Origin of the sequence: Salegentibacter salarius, assembly GCF_900168265.1 — a bacterium.
GTDB classification, from domain to species: Bacteria; Bacteroidota; Bacteroidia; order Flavobacteriales; family Flavobacteriaceae; genus Salegentibacter; species Salegentibacter salarius.
This window is the reverse complement of the sequence record NZ_FVZF01000001.1, coordinates 42,453-60,946: the sequence shown is the minus strand read 5'-3', so window position 1 is coordinate 60,946 and position 18,494 is coordinate 42,453. Positions and strand designations below refer to the sequence as shown.

14 protein-coding genes are annotated in these 18,494 nt (G+C 38.9%); all 14 read right to left on the bottom strand.

From position 1 onward, the window contains the following. Positions 1-327: 327 nt before the first annotated feature. On the bottom strand, positions 328-1,212 hold the full coding sequence (locus B5440_RS00215) for a 5-oxoprolinase subunit C family protein (RefSeq protein WP_070052658.1): 885 nt from the start codon (positions 1,210-1,212) through the stop codon (positions 328-330). Continuing rightward, a complete protein-coding gene (gene pxpB / locus B5440_RS00210; RefSeq protein WP_070052660.1) occupies positions 1,202-1,933 on the bottom strand; it encodes a 5-oxoprolinase subunit PxpB in 732 nt (243 codons plus the stop codon). The genes B5440_RS00215 and pxpB overlap by 11 nt, the downstream gene beginning before the upstream one ends. Further along, positions 1,930-2,670 (bottom strand): 5-oxoprolinase subunit PxpA, encoded by a 741-nt coding sequence (gene pxpA, locus B5440_RS00205; protein WP_070052662.1) that lies wholly within the window; start codon positions 2,668-2,670, stop codon positions 1,930-1,932. Before pxpA ends, pxpB begins: the two co-directional genes overlap by 4 nt. A gap of 110 nt (positions 2,671-2,780) precedes the next feature. Further along, positions 2,781-4,001, bottom strand: coding sequence for an Nramp family divalent metal transporter (locus B5440_RS00200; RefSeq protein WP_070052664.1), 1,221 nt, complete (start codon positions 3,999-4,001; stop codon positions 2,781-2,783). Further along, positions 4,001-5,152 (bottom strand): DUF2891 domain-containing protein, encoded by a 1,152-nt coding sequence (locus B5440_RS00195; protein WP_070052666.1) that lies wholly within the window; start codon positions 5,150-5,152, stop codon positions 4,001-4,003. Before B5440_RS00195 ends, B5440_RS00200 begins: the two co-directional genes overlap by 1 nt. A 247-nt stretch (positions 5,153-5,399) precedes the next feature. Continuing rightward, positions 5,400-6,938, bottom strand: coding sequence for a YifB family Mg chelatase-like AAA ATPase (locus tag B5440_RS00190; protein ID WP_070052668.1), 1,539 nt, complete (start codon positions 6,936-6,938; stop codon positions 5,400-5,402). Positions 6,939-6,986: 48 nt separating this feature from the next. After that, a complete protein-coding gene (locus B5440_RS00185) occupies positions 6,987-7,847 on the bottom strand; it encodes an N-acetylglucosamine kinase (RefSeq protein ID WP_070052670.1) in 861 nt (286 codons plus the stop codon). Positions 7,848-7,942: 95 nt separating this feature from the next. Then, positions 7,943-8,941: a type I glyceraldehyde-3-phosphate dehydrogenase gene (gap, locus tag B5440_RS00180; protein ID WP_070052672.1), complete on the bottom strand. Its 999-nt coding sequence runs from the start codon at positions 8,939-8,941 to the stop codon at positions 7,943-7,945. Positions 8,942-8,960: 19 nt separating this feature from the next. Further along, positions 8,961-9,947 (bottom strand): 6-phosphofructokinase, encoded by a 987-nt coding sequence (gene pfkA / locus B5440_RS00175; protein ID WP_070052678.1) that lies wholly within the window; start codon positions 9,945-9,947, stop codon positions 8,961-8,963. A 124-nt stretch (positions 9,948-10,071) separates the two neighbouring features. Continuing rightward, positions 10,072-11,508, bottom strand: coding sequence for an alpha-amylase family glycosyl hydrolase (locus B5440_RS00170; protein ID WP_070052680.1), 1,437 nt, complete (start codon positions 11,506-11,508; stop codon positions 10,072-10,074). 272 nt (positions 11,509-11,780) lie between these two features. Further along, complete coding sequence (locus B5440_RS00165) at positions 11,781-13,637, bottom strand: glycoside hydrolase family 13 protein (RefSeq protein WP_070052682.1); 1,857 nt, start codon at positions 13,635-13,637, stop codon at positions 11,781-11,783. Between the two features lie 160 nt (positions 13,638-13,797). Further along, the gene (locus B5440_RS00160; protein ID WP_070052688.1) at positions 13,798-16,104 is read right to left on the bottom strand and encodes a glycoside hydrolase family 65 protein; all 2,307 of its coding nucleotides are present in this window, start codon (positions 16,102-16,104) and stop codon (positions 13,798-13,800) included. Positions 16,105-16,184: 80 nt separating this feature from the next. Then, positions 16,185-16,844 carry a beta-phosphoglucomutase gene (pgmB, locus tag B5440_RS00155; protein WP_070052690.1) on the bottom strand — a complete coding sequence of 220 codons (660 nt, stop codon included), beginning with the start codon at positions 16,842-16,844 and terminating at the stop codon, positions 16,185-16,187. Between the two features lie 180 nt (positions 16,845-17,024). Beyond that, positions 17,025-18,371: an MFS transporter gene (locus tag B5440_RS00150; protein ID WP_070052691.1), complete on the bottom strand. Its 1,347-nt coding sequence runs from the start codon at positions 18,369-18,371 to the stop codon at positions 17,025-17,027. Positions 18,372-18,494: the final 123 nt, after the last annotated feature.

Genomic DNA, 18,494 nt, shown 5'->3' with positions numbered 1-18,494 from the left:
GCTAAAGTGTTTTGGGGCAAAAAAGTGTCGTCAACGGTGAGGAGTTTGATTGGTAGGGTAATCAAGCTTCTCGTAACCAAGGCGGCACTTTTTTATTTTTAGTGAGCCTATTTTTAAAAAGGCCTCCGGCCTCATTTAAAATATTAGAGCGAACTAATCCCGATTTCACATCGGGACAAAAGCCCCCTAGCCCCCAAAGGGGGAATTTTTCACCCTCTTTGCTTAAAATAATTCTTCAAAATGAACTTTATTCGAATGTTTATCGTGTTAGAACCTGAAACAAGTTCAGGTTGACGTAAGTATAAAGAAAAGTATAACACAACTTTTTTAGGATAATGCTTCTCCCCCTTTGGGGGTCGGGGGGCTTTTAAACCTAATTTTATCCCCCGCCTTTTTCTGTGCCATCATATTAATTCCTTTCTCGCTTAATTGCAAAACCCGTGGATAACCACCCGTGGTTTGACAATCGCGCATTAGCACGATTAACTTTCCGCCGGGAGTAAGTTGAATGGTTCCGGGAAGCACCGGGCCGGTAATAATTGGCTCCAGTTCGTTTTCTAAGATCTCACTCAGCTGAATCGCCATTCTATTATTATTTTTATCAATACTAAACTTACTTTGTCTTAAATGACTTTTTAAAGTTTCAGGCAGTTTTTCAAATTCAGGGCCGGGAAAAACTTCTATTTCTTCAGAATTCAAATATTCCTCATCAAATTTTATCGCGGCGTGAGTCTCATATTTTTCCTCCTCAGAAGCTTCGTATTGAAGTTTCATCCCTTTCTCTAGCTTTTCGTGGCTGGTAATATCTTCGTACCAACTACGGCTTCCCAGAACCTTTTCCGTTTTAAATCCGTCAAGGATTGCTAGATAGGAACGCATTCCGTATTCCGGTCTTCCAAAAGATAAAATATCACCTTCATGAATTTTTACCACTTCATTATTGTCAATTTCAGTATCGTTTAGTTTTGGAGAAAGATGTGCTCCGCTAATGGCTATTTTTGTCGCTGCCGAAAATTTAAGTTTTGGTCCCATTTGGGTAATTTCCATCACCGCGGCATCGGCCTGATTTTGCAAAATAAGGTTGGCGGTTTTTAAAGCGATCCTATCCATCACTCCACCTAAAGGAACCCCATATTTTTGAAATCCACGACGACCAAAATCCTGGATGGTGGAAAATAATCCCGGATATAAAATTTCAACTTCAGCCTTCATAATTTTCTTTTTTTAGTTGAAAAGTTCCTTCGGAAATTTGCTCCGAAATTTCTTCAAATTCTTCTTTAGAAACCGAATAAAATTTCACTTTATCACCCGCCGAAATCTCACAAGGCGGATCGTTATTTTTATCAAAAAATTGAACCGGACAGTTGCCTAAAATTTGCCATCCGCCGGGACTTGATTTCGGGTAAATCCCAGTCTGGTTTTCGCCTATTCCAACAGCCCCTTTTTCGATCTTCATTCGGGGTTGATCTTTACGCGAAATTTGTAGCTTTTCGTCAAGCCCTCCCAGGTATAAAAATCCGGGTAAAAAACCTGTGAAAAATACGGTATAAAATGGTTTGGTATGCAGCTCGACAATTTCTTCTTTTGAGAGTTTTTTTTCTTTGGAAATGTATTCCAGATCCCAACCGAATTCCTCCTCATAGCAAACAGGTAAATGGAAAATTTGTTGGTTATTTGTTTTTCCTATCTTAGCCTCTCCAAACAGCTCTTTAATTGCTGAAATCTCATTATAGACGTTTTCTATACTGAACATATAACTAATTAATAACGAGTTATATGTATTGATCACCTCAACATTTACTTCATCGTAAAATTCTTCTAGTTTATCTTTATAAAAAAGGAGTTTTCCGAGAAGCTTTTCACTGATTTCAGGCTCAAATTCTATCAGAATTCCCCGCTCTCCCATCGGTGTTATTTTAGGAAAATCATTCATTTTGCATTCTTAATTTTAATATTATGCTCAGCAAATTTCTGCTGTAAAAAACTCATAATTTCAACTGAATTTGGCGTGTCACTGTGCAGGCAAAAAGTAGTGGCGCTGCAACTAATTTTAGCTTCATTTTCACAGGTAATTTTCCCTTCAGAAAACATAGAAAAAAGATGTTCAAAAACGGCTTCTTTTTCGCTTATTAAAGCATTGGATTTTGAACGCGAAACCAGGCTGTAATCGGGGTTATAATTACGGTCGGCAAAAGCTTCAAAAACGATCGGAATCCTCCCTTTCGCAAGTTTAGAAATTACCGAATTTAACGGACAAAAAAGCGCTAAATTTTGATCGAATTCCAGTAAAGAATCTATGATAATTTGAGCTGTTTTTTCATCTTTTGCGGCTTCATTATAAAGTGCTCCATGAGGTTTTACATGGGTGAGTTTTATCCCTTCTGCTTCCGCCAATTGTTTTAAACTTAAAATTTGCGCAACAATGGAACGCTGCAATTCTTCCGCAGAAATCTTCATAGTTTTTCTTCCAAAATTCTCCTTATCGGGATAAGAAGGATGCGCTCCTATTTCTACTCCATGTTCCACAGCAAGTTTAATCGTTTGCTGCATGGTTTCAAGGTTTCCGGCGTGGCCGCCACAAGCAATATTACAGGCAGAAATATGCGGCATTAGATCTGCATCAAAATCGCCACCTTCACCTAAATCGCAGTTTATATGGATTTTTTTCATCTTTTTTATTTTAAGTTATGCAACTTTCTACTAATTAAACTTCTATACAATATCAGGAACTTTATACCTACAAGGTTTTAGAAACCTTGCAGGAAAATAGAGTAGATATATTAAAAGCTTTGTAAAACGCTTAGAATCGCTTTAATTCCTAAAAATACGGAAAGTGCAATAACAAGTATTCCCAATACATTTTGAAGCTTAGAATTGCGGTGTTTACCCAGTACCGAAGCTTTATTGACTACCCAAAATAAGAAAATAGCAATTACCGGCAAGAGGATTCCGTTAGCGATTTGGGCAAAGCGTATAATCTCAATAGGATTAATTTGCAGGGAAGAGAAGAACACACCCAAAATAAGAACCACGGCCCAGACAGTTTTAAATTTCGCTGACTTCATTCCGCCTTCCCAACCAAAGCAGCCTTTTACTACGTAAGCTGCGGCTAAAGGAGCGGTAATAGAAGAAGTGATCCCGGCAGCCAAAAGTCCCAAAGACATAAACCAGGTAGCAAATTTCCCAAAAAGTGGCTCTAGGCTTACCGCCATATCAGCTGCAGAATTCACATTAGTTAAGCCGGAAGAAGCAGCACTAATTAGAATTGCCATAGAAACTGTACCACCAAGGATTATAGAAACTATTAGTTCTTTCCTGGCAATTGGCAAATAAGAAGCTTCTTTCCACTTTTCACTAACGAGAGAAGCGTGTAGAAACAAATTGTAAGGAACAACCGTAGTCCCTACAATAGCCATCACCGTAAGCAATCCGGCAGCATTGCTTGTTGGGACAAGTCCACTTAAAATTTCTAAAATATCAGGTTTGGTTAGAATAGCAGTTAGCACAAAACTTATACTCATTAACAAAACCAGGCCAATAAAGATCTTTTCGAGGGTTTTGTAGCTTCCGGTGAATAAAAGTACAAACGCGACTGCGCCAATAAAAATACTCCATAAATTAAGCTTAAAATCGCCAATTTGCAGATTTTGAATTCCGAAGATAGCTTCGGCTCCAAGAACAGCGCCGGTAATATTACCTGCTTCGTAAGCAGCATTCCCAATAACTATGGCTGAAAAAATAAGGATAATCGCTAAAACCCTGAAAATCGGTTTTTTGATCTCTTCCCGAATAACATCACTTAAATCCTTTTGAGAGACTACGCCCAGCCTGGCTGCCATTTCCTGTAAAATTATACATGAAAATATGGAAAGCACTAAAGCCCAAAGCAGGCTATAACCAAATTCAACCCCGGCGAGCGTACAAACCGTAACCGTTCCCGGACCAATAAATGCCGCCGAAACCAGGATTCCCGGCCCAAGGTTTTTCAAGAAATTTCGCACTACATATCTTTAGATTCCTGCAAAGCATAAATAGCAAATGTGCCTAACCAATGGCCGCCTTCGTAACTATCTCCTACCAAATTAGGAAAAGAATAAGCCACGTGCCTATCGGCAATTTCCTGTAAATGCGAGAATTTCTCAGGGTATTGATTTATAAGTCCGTAGAAAACCCAGGCACGACTAAAGTTAAGTCCATCAAGGTGTACCAGTTTTCCATCGGTTCTATCTGACACCTCTCCTACTTCCATATCAAAATCTTCAGATTTCAACTGTGGAAGAAAGTCTTCCAGCCACATTTCAAAGGCATTCTTTGGCAAAACACGGCTCATAATACTCACCTCCTCTAAACAAGGTGAAAGAAAATCGAACCCGCTAGGCTCCCAGGTTAAAGGACAATCATCATCCTTTAAATAAAAGTCTTTCGCACGTTTTGAAATAAGTTCTTTCAATTCCGTGTGTTCTGCTGCAACCGCATAATCGTAAGCGAAGCTAAGTCCGAAGGCCGTGTTTGCGTGCTCCCCTACCCTTATCGGATAATTTAATTTTGGTAGGAATTCTATGTATTTCTTAACTATAAGATCGGCTAAAGGGGCTAAATTCTGACCAAGTTCCACGGCCAGGGGATCATTCCAGGTTTCAATTTCTTCCGCCAGTTTCAGCAACCAGGCCCAACCGTAAGTACGTTCAAAAGAATCGCTTTGCTCCCTTTTAAAGTAATCGATCTCACCCTGAATATTTTCCGCAGAAAGAGATTCCTTTAATTTTCCTCTAATAGTTTCGGCTTTTTTAAGATCAGGAAACTGTTTTAATAAACTTACCAGAGACCAATGTGCGTGTACCGAAGAGTGCCAATCAAAACAACCATAAAATGCCGGGTGTAATTCTGAAGGCTCACCTATAGCCTCTTTGTTTTCCAGCGTTTGGCCCAGTTTGTTAGGATATTGAGTATTAATACAATTTAACGGAAGCTCAGCCAGGCTATTCGCTTGCTTAACAGTAAATTCTACCCGATCTTCCCCAAGCAATTCCCCGCTTAATATACTCTTCTCTTTAATACTATCGCTTTCCATTTCTGAAACTTCTTTAACTTCAGGATCGCCTTTACACGCAACTATAAAAACTAATATTAGTAAGGATAAACTTCTCTTCATCATAGTTTGGTCTTATTAAACTCAGCCCGGAAACGAAATATAATATTTTTGATTCTATTATTTCCAAAGTGAGTAAACAACTTCGGAACAAGCTCGCGAAGCATTAATATTGGAAAAATAATTTGATTTCGAGGCAAGCCTCGGAGCATTCAATCTAGATTATCGAGTAAATATAAATTTAAAAGTTGACATATTTAAACCTCTAAGGTTTTCAAAAATATCAAAATTAACTTAAAAGAGAAGAAAATTATCCCAACCAGCCATCGCGGTCCAGACTTCTATACTGAATAGCTTCGCTTATATGGTTACCTTTAATGTTTTCTGAATTCTCTAAATCGGCGATAGTCCTGGAAACTTTAAGAATGCGATCGTAAGCACGAGCAGATAGGTTTAAACGTTCCATTGCGGTTTTAAGTAAAGCTTTTGAAGCATCATCAAGTGCACAAAATTTTCGAATTTGCCGTACACTCATTTGCGCATTATAATGCACAGAATCAGAATCTGCGAAGCGTTCGGTCTGAAATTGGCGTGCCTTTGTAACTCTTTTTCTAATTTCAACGCTGCTTTCTCCCCGGCGTTCTTCACTCAATTTTTCAAATGGCACAGGAGTGACTTCAATATGAATATCTATCCTATCTAATAATGGGCCACTAATTTTACTTAAATAGCGTTGCATTTCTGCCGGGGACGAACTTGCTGGCGCATCGGGATCATTAAAATAGCCGCTTGGGCTGGGGTTCATACTGGCCACCAACATAAAACTTGATGGATAGGTTACCGTAAATTTAGCCCTGGAAATAGTTACTTCCCTATCTTCTAAAGGTTGACGCATTACTTCTAAAACGCCACGTTTAAATTCCGGGAGTTCATCGAGAAATAAAACACCGTTATGCGAAAGGGAAATCTCTCCCGGTTGCGGATAAGCCCCGCCACCGACAAGTGCGACATCTGAAATTGTGTGATGCGGACTCCTAAAAGGCCTTTGAGACATTAAACCCACGTGTTCCTTAACACGACCAACTACACTGTGAATTTTTGTAGTTTCCAGGGCTTCATGTAAAGTCATTGGTGGTAAAATGCTGGGTAGGCGTTTGGCAAGCATGGTTTTACCGGCTCCCGGCGGACCAATTAGAATAATATTATGACCGCCCGCAGCGGCAATTTCCATACAACGTTTTATAGATTCCTGGCCTTTAACATCGGCAAAATCATGTTCAGGGTGATCCAGGTTTTTGTAGAATTCTTCGCGGGTATTGATAATAGTTCGCTCTAAAGCTTCATCTTTATCAAAAAAATTGATTACTTCTGTGATGTTTTCGACTCCGTAAACTTCGATTCCGCTTACAATGGCGGCTTCTTTAGCGTTTTGCTTCGGAAGAATAAAACCTTTAAAACCTTCTTCTTTAGCTTTAATAGCAATGGGTAAGGCGCCCTTTATGGGTTGCAAGCTTCCGTCTAGCGAAAGCTCACCCATAATAAGATATTCTGATATATTATCTGCTTTAATTTGGCCTGAAGCGGCCAGAATCCCGAGACTTAAACTAAGATCGTAAGCCGAACCTTCTTTTCTAAGGTCGGCTGGCGCCATATTGACGATAATTTTTTTACCCGGAAATTTATAAGCGTTATTCTGAAGGGCAGCTGCAATTCTAAAACTGCTTTCCCTCACCGCGTTATCGGGCAGACCTACCAGATGGTAACCTATGCCGGTTGCTACATTTACCTCTATGGTAATTGTAGTAGCCTTCACCCCAAATACGGCACTTCCATAAACTTTTGTCAACATCTAAGCCTTGAATTTCTTAAATGTACTAAAAATTATGAAAAAATATAATTATTTATCGATAAGCACTTCTTTTCTATAATATTCTATCAAGGAATCAATTGGCCTACGAACAATATTTCCAATTTCTATCCCGTAAGGTTGCGCTACAGCTCGAATGATATCTTCGCTAAAATAAGCGATGGTTCCTATAAAATGCACCGGTGTATTTTGTGCTTGTTTATAGCACATTACACGAGAATGCATAAAATCGGTAATTCCTTCGTGTACTAATTTGTAGAAATACCCATTACGTTCATTAGAAAAAATAAATTCAGCAAAAGAAGCGAGGTAAGTATTTGGATTCTCTTTACGATAAAGATTTTTCTTAATCTCATCAGATTCCATATTATATATCTTGCCAAATTCTTCGGAAAGTTCCGGAGGCATTCTTTTATAGTAATAATCTCTTATTAGCCTTTTTCCGAAGTAATTCCCGCTGGCCTCATCCATTAGAATATATCCCAGGGAATGCACGGCTTGATGTATATCTTTACCGTCAAAGTAACAACTGTTAGATCCGGTACCAAGAATACAAACAATTCCGGGCTCTGTGGTAGCAGCATAAACGGCAGCAACCATATCTTCCAAAATAATGACTTCTTCTACATTGGTAAAGAAATTAGTGAAAATCCCTTCCAATAGTTTTTTAGGAGTTTCGGTACCACAACCGGCACCATAAAAATGCACCCGTTCTACTTTATCTTTTACTTCCCTTAAATCGGCATTCTCTTCAACACGTTGCTCCAGTACTACTTCAGGAAATACTGCCGGATTTAATCCTTTAGTGCGGGTTCTAAGTAATTCTTCCCCTGTTGCACTAAGTAAGATCCAGTCACATTTTGTTGATCCACCGTCCGCTATTAATATCATGTGTGTGAATATGGTTTAAATTAAAAAGCCTGAGGAAAGCGCTAAAAGATTAAAATAACCTAAGCGTAACTTTCTTCAGGCTCTAAAATAAAATATTAAATTGAATTAACGTGTGCTGCCAATTCTAAAAGCTTAGCAGAATAACCATATTCGTTATCATACCACGCAATTAATTTGAAAAAGTTATCATTAAGTGCGATTCCAGCATCAGCATCAAAATTACAAGTATGTGCATCTGATACGAAATCCTGAGAAACCACCGCATCATCTGTATAAGAAATCACTCCTTTATAAGAACCTTCAGAAGCTTTTTTGAATGCAGCTTTTACATCGTCATAACTTACAGACTTTTCTGTCTTAACCGTAAGGTCTACTACAGAAACATCAGCAGTTGGTACTCTAAAAGCCATCCCGGTAAGTTTACCATCTAATTTAGGGATTACTTTACCTACAGCTACAGCTGCCCCGGTTGAAGAAGGGATAATATTCATAAGAGCACTTCTTCCTCCTCTAAAATCTTTTGCTGATGGGCCATCTACGGTAAGCTGAGTAGCCGTAGTTGCGTGAACCGTGGTCATTAAACCTTCCACAAGTCCGAACTCATCATCTATCACTTTCGCAAGTGGTGCAAGACAGTTGGTTGTACAAGAAGCGTTAGAAACTATCGTATCTTCTGGTTTTACGTCCTGGTGATTCACACCCATTACAAACATAGGTGCAGTTTTAGAAGGTGCAGAAATTACAACTTTCTTAGCTCCTGCTTTAAGGTGTGCGCTAGCGCTATCTTTTTCTTTGAAAATTCCGGTACAATCTACCACAACGTCTACTCCAACATCTCCCCACTTAAGGTCTTCCGGATTTTTCTCTGCAGTAATACGAATGTTTTTACCATTCACTACAAGATTTCCGTCTTTAACAGAAACATCTCCTTTAAATCTACCGTGAACAGAATCATACTTCAGCAAATAAGCCAAATGATCAACATCCAGTAAATCGTTTATTGCTACAACTTCTACGTCACTCTTTTCAGCCGCGATTCTAAACGCGATACGTCCAATTCGGCCAAAACCATTAATTCCAATTTTTGTACTCATAATTTAAATTTTAAAAATTTTACACGGAAGTGATGTTTGCCACCCTTCTCAATTCTTGATCAAATTCCCTGTCTTCTTTTAAAGCAGTTTCCAAAGGTACGTGCACCACTTTTTGATGATGTACACCTACCATGATGTTGGTTTTACCATCGGTTAATGCTTCAACCGCACCAACACCAAGTTTACTGGCCAGAACGCGATCAAAACAACTTGGAGAACCTCCTCTTTGAATATGACCCAGCACAGAGACTCTAATGTCATATTCTTTGTGGCTTTGCGAGATAAATTCAGCTAACTGAAAAATATTCTTTCCGCTCTTTTCACCTTCAGCCACCACTATAATACTGGAGGTTTTTCCGGATTTCTTACTTTTTTCCAAAGAATCCATCATACGCTGAATTCCCTGGTCTTCTTCCGGAAGTAATATTTCTTCGGCTCCTGCACCAATACCACTATTTAAAGCAATATCACCTGCATCCCGACCCATAACCTCAATTAAAAACAAACGGTTATGAGAACTTGCGGTATCCCGAATCTTGTCTATGGCTTCTACCACCGTATTTAAAGCGGTGTCATAACCAAGGGTATAATCGGTACCGTTAATATCGTTATCTATAGTTGCGGGAATTCCCACAATAGGAAAATCAAATTCTCTATTAAAGTAAAGGCCTCCGGTAAAAGTTCCATCTCCACCAATCACCACCAAAGCATCTACACCGGCATCGGTAAGTTTCTCATGAGCTTTTGCTCGTCCTTCTTCGGTTTTAAATTCTTCAGATCGGGAAGATTTTAGGAAAGTTCCTCCTTTATTAATGATATTTCTAACAGATCTTGCAGTAAGATCTTCAAAATCTCCTTCTATAAGTCCCTGGTAGCCGCGGTAAACACCAACGCACTCCAGGTTATAATATGAACAGGATCTAACAACCGCCCTTATAGCGGCGTTCATTCCGGGTGCATCACCACCGGATGTTAAGACTGCAATTTTATTAATTTTCTTCGCCATTAGGCCAAAGCTATTTTAATTCTACAATATAACCTAATTTACTAAAAAACTAAAACGTTTTCGGTTAATAACTAACAAAAACAGCCCTTTTGAGAGGGCTGTTTTTACTATTTTAGTAAATTTATTACTTATTTATTAAGATAAAGAACTGCCAGGGTTTCAAATCCATATTTTTATCTTCGGAAATTTCTATCATTTCACCCGATAAATAGTCTTCAAAATTCCCTTCTATTTTTATGCTGAAATTGGTACTCTCATCACTCATATTAGCAATATAAATTAACTCAGCACCATCTTTTTCCCTTTTAAAGGCCAAAACTTTTTCTTCTTCTGAAGTTTCAATATTCTCATAAGAAGCCGCTTCTTTTCCACCGTGTAGGGCTTTATTCTCATTTTTTAACTCTCCAAGTTTCTCCAATAATGGCCAAACCTTTCCTTTTTCCTTCGGAATAGTATCTTTTTCAAAAAATAAAAGCCTTTTATCCATATCATACTCCTGCCCGCTGTAAATTAGCGGCATTCCCGGTAAAGTGTAAGTAAGCGCCATCATAGTTTCTGAAGCATCTCCCATTCTCTCCTTTACCGTCCCGTTCCAGGAATTCTCATCGTGATTCGTCACGAAATTCATCAAATAATCGTCATCCTGATAAGTAGTATCGATTTTCTGCATATATGCGTCCCAATCTTTCGCGGTCTTTTTACCCTGCGCCATCTCGTTCATAATATGGTGACCTTCCCAGTTGTAACCCATATCAAATGCATTTTCAAAAAGATCCTTGTCTTCTGACTCGGCTAACATGAAAACCGGTTTTATTTCTTTTAATTGAGGAACAATGCTTTCCCAAAATTCGGTAGGTACTTCTCCCGCAACATCGGCTCTAAAACCGTCTACATTGTACTTTTCTACCCAAAACTTCATTTCTTCACCCATAGCTTCATGTAGTTCTTCGTTTTCAAAATTTAGATGAGCTACATCTGTCCATCCCCAGGATTCCCCGGTTGCAGGATTTATAGGGTCTGTAACTTCGCCTTTGTCATTTTTATGATAATATTCAGGCTTTTCCTCAATCCATTTATGGTCCCAGCCGGTATGGTTAGCAACCCAATCCAGAATTACATACATTCCGTTTTCGTGGGCGGTCTCCACCAGTTCTTCAAAATCCTCAAAGTTTCCAAATTCAGGATTAACATCGGTATAATCTGAAATTGCATAATAACTTCCCAGGTATTTTTTTCTTTCTTCCGGATCCTCAATATCTTCTACTGAAAGATCGCCGGTGGCCTTTCTATTTTTCATAGAAATCGGGTAAATAGGCATTAGCCAAATCACTTTTACACCTAGTTCCTTTAATTGCGGAATATCTTCAGTAAAAGCATCAAAAGTTCCTTCGGGAGAATACTGGCGAATATTCGCTTCATAAATCACCGCCGATTCCAACGCATCGTTAGATACCGGTGCGATTGCTTGTTCTTCTTCACGTTTTGGCTGCTCTTGTGTTTCGTTTTCTTTACAGGAAAACAAGGCCGTAAAGGCCAGCAGCATTATTAATGGTTTTTTCATTTTTATTTATTTTAGTTGAAATTTAGTTTTTCCATTAGTCTTTCTTTAAACGTCATCCTGAACTCGTTTCAGGATCTAACATGTTTGAATTTAAAATCATATTAGAACCCCGAAGTAAATTCGGGATAAAGTCTGAAACAAGCCCGCCTGAATGGACGGGCAGGTTCAGCTTGACGTGCACTATATTTTTCCTCCTGCAAGGTTTCTAAAACCTTGTAGGTTTTCCTTTTTTTACATACCTACGAGGTTTTGAAAACCTCGCAGGATTTAGGTTACTCCATTTTAGTAGTAAAAAAATAAACGCCTTCTTCAGGTAATTCTAAAGAATCTTCCCACTGAAATGTTTCTTCTGAAATAAGATTTTTAAAGCTTTTTCCTTCTAAATTTAATTCGCTGAAACGTTCAAGGTCTAAAGTAACTGCTTCTTTATTTTTACTAAGAATAAGCACTATTACCTCATCTCCGGCTTTTCGGGTAATTAAGTAGGTACCATCTTCCGGGGCGAAATGTTTAGTTTCTCCTGAATGGATTGCCTCGCTGTTTTTGCGATAATTCATCACTTTTTTAACAAATTCCTGCATACCAGCTTTTTCTTCTGAAAGTCCTTCACCCGTAAAAGCATTCACTTCACTATCGTCCCAACCACCGGGAAATTCGGTTCTAATTAAACCATGATCACCAGGATTTTCGGTATCGTCCATTAAAATTTCGGTACCGTAATACATTTGGAAAATTCTTGGCAAAACGGCCATATAAGCCACCGTCATTTTGGTTTTGGCTACGTCTTCTCCAAGTTGGGTGTAGATTCGGCTTTTATCGTGGTTATCGGGGAAAATCATAATGTTTTCAGGATCGGCATAAGCGAAATCATTGGCCAGCGCTTCATAGATTTCAACCAACCCGGTGCCCCAGGTTTCTTCGGCTTTTAAACCGGTTACAATTTTTTCCTGCATCGCGAAATCCATCGTAGATTTCAGGTTAGAATCATAACCATTATCCACGCCATCCTGCCAGTAGCGAATAAGCAAGGGATTCAAACTCCATTCCTCACCTACTATATTGAAGTTTGGATATTCTCTCATAATCGCGCCGGCCCATTCGCTCATAAATTCCTTATCGGGATATGGATAAGTATCCTGGCGAATTCCTCCTAAACCAAGAGTTTCAATCCACCAAATACTATTCTGAATAAGATATTTGGCCATAAACGGATTTTCCTGGTTTAGATCTGGCATAGTTTCTACGAACCAACCTTCAGTCATTCCTTTTTTATCGGTTTCTGAAGCGTATAAATCCTGGTTGGTCGTTCTACGATGATTGGAATACACCAAATCTTCGCCGTTTTCAAATTTCTCCTGATAGTTGATCCAATTGTCAAAAGGAAGATCATCCATCCACCAATGCTCCACTCCGGCGTGGTTAGCCACCTGGTCCATAACCAGTTTAATTCCACGATTGGCAGCTTTATCTGCTAATTCTCTGTATTCTTCCAAAGTTCCAAACCGCGGATCTACCTTATAAAAATCGGTCATTGCGTACCCGTGATAAGAACCCGATTTCATATCGTTAATTACCAAAGGGGAAGGCCAAATAGCGGTAAAGCCCATTTCCTCTATATAATCCAAATGATTTATAATCCCACGAATATCACCACCATGTCGCCCATAATCGTCGTCTCGGTCTTTGGTTTTTTCATTCAGATAATCAAAGCTATCGTTAGCTTTATCTCCGTTGGAAAAACGATCTGGAGTGATTAAATAGATCGCGTCAGAATTATCAAAACCCACGTAATCTGACGCAGGCTTTTCCCGACTTTTCAATTCATATTCATACACTTCTTCTAAACCGTCTTCAAGCTGAAAAGTGAGTTCAAAAGTTCCCGGTTTTGCTTCCCCGATTTTCAAATCGATAAACAGGTAATTCGGGCTATCGGCTTTTTCAACATTTTCAATGCTAACTCCGGGATAATCGATATTCGGGATGGCATTTCCAATATTTTCGCCATAAACCATTAACTGGAGTTCGGTTTCTTCAAAACCCACCCACCAGTTTGGCGGCTCTACGCGTTCTATTTGCGCAAACCCGGTTAAACCGGTGAAGAGAATTAAAGTGATTAATATTTTTTTCATGATTTTTTGTTTAAATTATTGTATTCTCAATATCCTCGTCATTGCGATCCCGATTTTTATCGGGAGAAGCAATCTTTTGTTATTAGGAAGAGATTACTTCACTCCGTTCGTAATGACGATTATTTAGACTTAGATCCTGAAACAAGTTCAGGAGGACGTATTAAACCACACACTCCTGATTGGGTTGCACTTCTATAACTTTCCCATTTACATTAATTTCAATCGCGTTATCGCCTTCCAGGAAGAAAACCGTTTTATCTGCAGTAACTTTTACTTTTAAAATCTGATCTCTAAAATTCACTTTAAAAGAATAGGTTTTCCAGTCTTCCGGAATTGTAGGATTAAAAGAAAGTTGATCCTCTTTCACTCGCATTCCACCAAAACCTTCTACAATACTCATCCAGGTTCCGGCCATACTGGTAATATGGCATCCCTGCTCTACTTCTTTGTTATAATCATCTAAATCCAATCTTGAAGTTCTCAAATAGAACTCGTAAGCCTGTTTTGTTCTACCTAAAAGTGCTGCCTGGATGCTGTGTACACAAGGAGAAAGCGATGATTCGTGAACGGTAATAGGTTCGTAATAATCAAAATGCTTTTCAAGCTCTTTTTTGCTGAAGTGATCTTCAAAAAAGTAGAAGCCCTGTAAAACATCAGCTTGTTTAATGTAACAGGAACGTAGAATCCTGTCCCAGCTCCATTTCTGGTTAATTGGGCGCTGAGATTTGTCTAATTCGGCGATTGGGACGATCTCTTTATCTAAAAATCCATCCTGCTGAAGGAAAACCTCATGCTTTTCAGAATATGGGAAATACATATTCTCAGCAACTTCTCTCCACTTTGCCATTTCGCCTTCATTGAGCTTAGTTTTGCCCATTACCCGTTCGTAATCTTCAATATGAGATTCCTTAACCTTTTCAATGGTTTCCAAGCAATATTCAATACACCATTTCGCTAAATAGTTAGTGTACCAGTTATTATGCACGTTATTTTCGTACTCGTTTGGCCCGGTAACACCAAGCATTACGTATTTATTTTTCTGTTCGCTGAAATTCACTCGTTGCTGCCAAAATCTTGCAATCGCGATCATTACTTCCAGGCCTTTTTCCGGAATATAATCGAAATCGCCCGTGTAGCGTACGTAATTATAAATGGCATAAACCATCGCGCCATTTCTATGAATTTCCTCAAAGGTAATTTCCCATTCGTTATGGCTTTCTTCGCCATTCATGGTAACCATTGGATATAACGCCGCGCCATTGGTAAATCCAAGTTTTTCGGCATTCTCAATCGCTTTATCCAAATGATTATAACGATAGGTCAATAAATTTCTGGCTACCTGCTGATCTTTGGTTGCCATATAAAAAGGAATACAATAGGCTTCGGTATCCCAATAAGTGCTTCCGCCGTATTTCTCGCCGGTAAAGCCTTTTGGACCAATATTTAAACGCTCATCTTTTCCTAAATAAGTTTGATTTAGCTGAAAAATATTAAAGCGAATTCCCTGTTGGGCTTTTACATCACCTTCAATAGTGATATCGGCCATTTCCCAAATTTTCTCCCAGGCTTCTTTTTGCTCCTGAAGCAATTTGGAAAACCCTGCTTTAGTGGCGTAATCTAATACTTTACTAGCCGCTTCCACGAGATCCGAACGCTTATGGTTCATATCGGTCACGTAGCCGGCGTATTTTCTAAGACTTACTTTTTGTCCCTTTTCAGCATTAATTGAATAGGAAAAAGTAAGTTTATCTTCAGTTTTCGTTTTAGTAAAATCTGCATCTTGTTTTTGCCCATCTAGCAAAACTTCAGATTGCATATAGGTATTCACATGGAATTCGGTTTTTAGGGTTTTAGAGAGTACAAAACCTTTGTCGCCTTCAGATTTCACCTCTAAAGTTTTCCAGAATCGTTCTTCCCAGTTGGCATCTGTATTTGTGATTCCGCCATCTAGATAAGGCTCAAAACGAACCTCAGCATCACTATTCAAAACTTCAATTTCAAAATCTATCGCACCAAGTTCATCTTCAACAATAGAAAGAAAACGCGTTGCTTTTACCGAAATTTCGATGTCGTTTGGAAGCGTGGCTATAAAACTACGTCGGTGAAAACCTTCTTTCATATTAAGCTCGCGCTTAAAATCTTCTACTTTTTTACAGGTAAAAAGGTCTAAAGCTTCATCGTTTATAAAAACGTTAATCCCAATCCAGTTGGGTGCGTTAAGTACTTTCGCAAAATATTCTGGATAGCCGTTTTTCCACCAGCCAACTTTGGTTTTATCGGGATAATAAACCCCGCCAATGTAGCTTCCCTGGAAACTTGGCCCGGAATAATTTTCTTCAAAATTGGCTCGCTGGCCCATAACGCCGTTACCTATACTAAAAAGGCTTTCAGACGATTTTACGCGTTCTACATCAAATCCTTCTTCCAGAATGGACCACTCGTTAGGTTGTATATAATCTTGGTTCATTGCTTTATTTCTGTCTCGTTTCTATTTAAATAACACCGGCACAAGGCCGTAAGGTGCAAATTCTAATATTTTAAAAAATCTTACTTAGTGAGTAATTTCTTTATAAATTCTATATCTATTTCGGTGAAATCGGTAAACACATAATTGGCTTCGCCCAATGTTTTTTGTTCCCCAATTCCTATGCTTATCATATTTGCATTATTTGCGGCCTGCACTCCTGCAACCGAATCTTCAAATACGATGCTGTTTTCAGGTTTAATATTTAGTGCTTCTGCAGCGATTAGAAAAACCTCAGGATCGGGTTTTGCTTTGCTTACATCTGTCCCATCCACTATCGCATCAAACTTGTCCAGTAAGTTGATCTTTTTTAGAATATTTCGCGCATTTTTACTTGCCGATCCTAAAGCGAAAGGAACATTATTTTCAATTAAATAATCAATTACTTCTTGAACGCCGGGCAGAATTTCGTCCTCGTCCATTTTAGCAACATAAGAGAGGTAATTTTCATTTTTAAGCGCCATTTGGCGTTTAAACTCTGTTTTAGAAAGTTCAAGTTCTCCCCAATCTAATATTTTCTTTAATGAGTCTTCGCGACTTACACCTTTAAGCTGCTCGTTTTGCTCTTTGGTAAAATCGAATCCCAAATCATTGGCTAGTTTTCGCCAGGCCAAAAAATGAAATTTCGCGGTATCGACAATTACCCCGTCTAAATCGAATATTACTCCTTTATTTGTCTCCATCATTTTAAATTATCTCTCAATCTGTGTTTAATATGTAGTATTATCATTTGCTAATAGAACTTGCATCCTATTTTATACTGTCACTTCGAGTGATCCCGATTATTATCGGGATTTTATCGAGAAGTTCTCGATACGTTTTGATTTCACTATGTTTCATCAAATCTACTCGAACTGACATTCTTATGCTTTAACGGGTTCATCCACATCATCTATTCTAAAAGTAAGAATAGCCGCTATTAAAAAGGCAATTCCGCTGGTGACTAAAGCGTAGATTGGGTTTCCGTCGTAAAGATATTTTACCATTAGCCCGCCAACAAGTGCATTTACAATTTGTGGGATCACAATAAAAAAGTTGAAGATCCCCATATAAACCCCCATTTTTTTCGGTGGAATTGATCCGGCAAGAATTGCGTAGGGCATTGCTAAAATACTGGCCCAACCAATACCAATAGCAAACATAGAAAGCAGTAGCCAATATTCATTAGGCATAATATAAATGGAAAGCATCCCCAGCGCGCCAATAAATAGTGACATAATATGGGTACTTTTTCTTCCAATTTTTAAGGCAATAGCCGGAAGAAAAAATGCGAAAACCGCTGAAACAGCATTGTAAACCCCGAATAGTACACCAACCCAGTCTCCGGCATCCTGATAGGTTTCACTGCTACTATCTGAAAGTGGTAATCCATAAATATGGTGAGCAATTGCGGGAGTTGAAAAAACCCACATTCCAAAAAGCCCAAACCAGGAAAAGAATTGTACCCAGCTAAGCTGCCGCATAGTATGAGGCATTTTAGCAAAATCTGAAAAGATATCCAGCAAACTGGATTTTTCCTTTTCATCGACCGGTTCTTCAACGTGGTCGTCCATTTTTTCCAGTTCTTCGGGAGAATATTCTTTGGTTGTAATCACCGTTACCAGAATACTCCCAACCAGGATAGCTGCTCCAATTACAAAAGAAAGCAGAAGGTTTAGCGGAGCTTCCCCTATCACCGCTCTATTGCTAATATCAAACCAGTTGGTCAATACATAAGGCAACCAGGAACCAATTACGGCCCCAATTCCTATTAAAACAGTTTGTACACTAAAGCCAAGGGTTCTTTGATCTGAAGGTAATTTATCTGCCACCAGGGCGCGAAAGGGTTCCATCGCTACATTAAAGGAGGCATCCATAATAAAGAGCATCCCGGCACCCACCCAAAGGGAAGGTAAAATGGCGATAAACCAATCGGCATTAGGCATTAAAATAAGGCCTATTGCCGCTAAAATTGCTCCAGTTAGAAAGAATGGTCGCCTACGGCCAAGGCTGGTCCAGGTTCTGTCGCTATAGTAGCCTATAATAGGCTGAACGATTAAACCGGTAACCGGCGCAACCAACCAAAACCACGAAAGTTCGTGAATATCAGCACCAAAGATTTGTAAAATTCTACTTGCGTTGGCATTTTGGAGTGCAAACCCCATCTGAATTCCAAGAAAACCAAAACTCATGTTCCAGATCTCCCAGAAACTTAATCTACGTTTTTGCATATCGTACAATTAACGTTTACGATAAGCGTAAGGCTTATCAAAACTTATTTTAGGTAGGAAGTAAAAATATAAGTTCTGATAAATTAATTAAGCTGCGGTAAATATATACAAAATTTTAAAGCT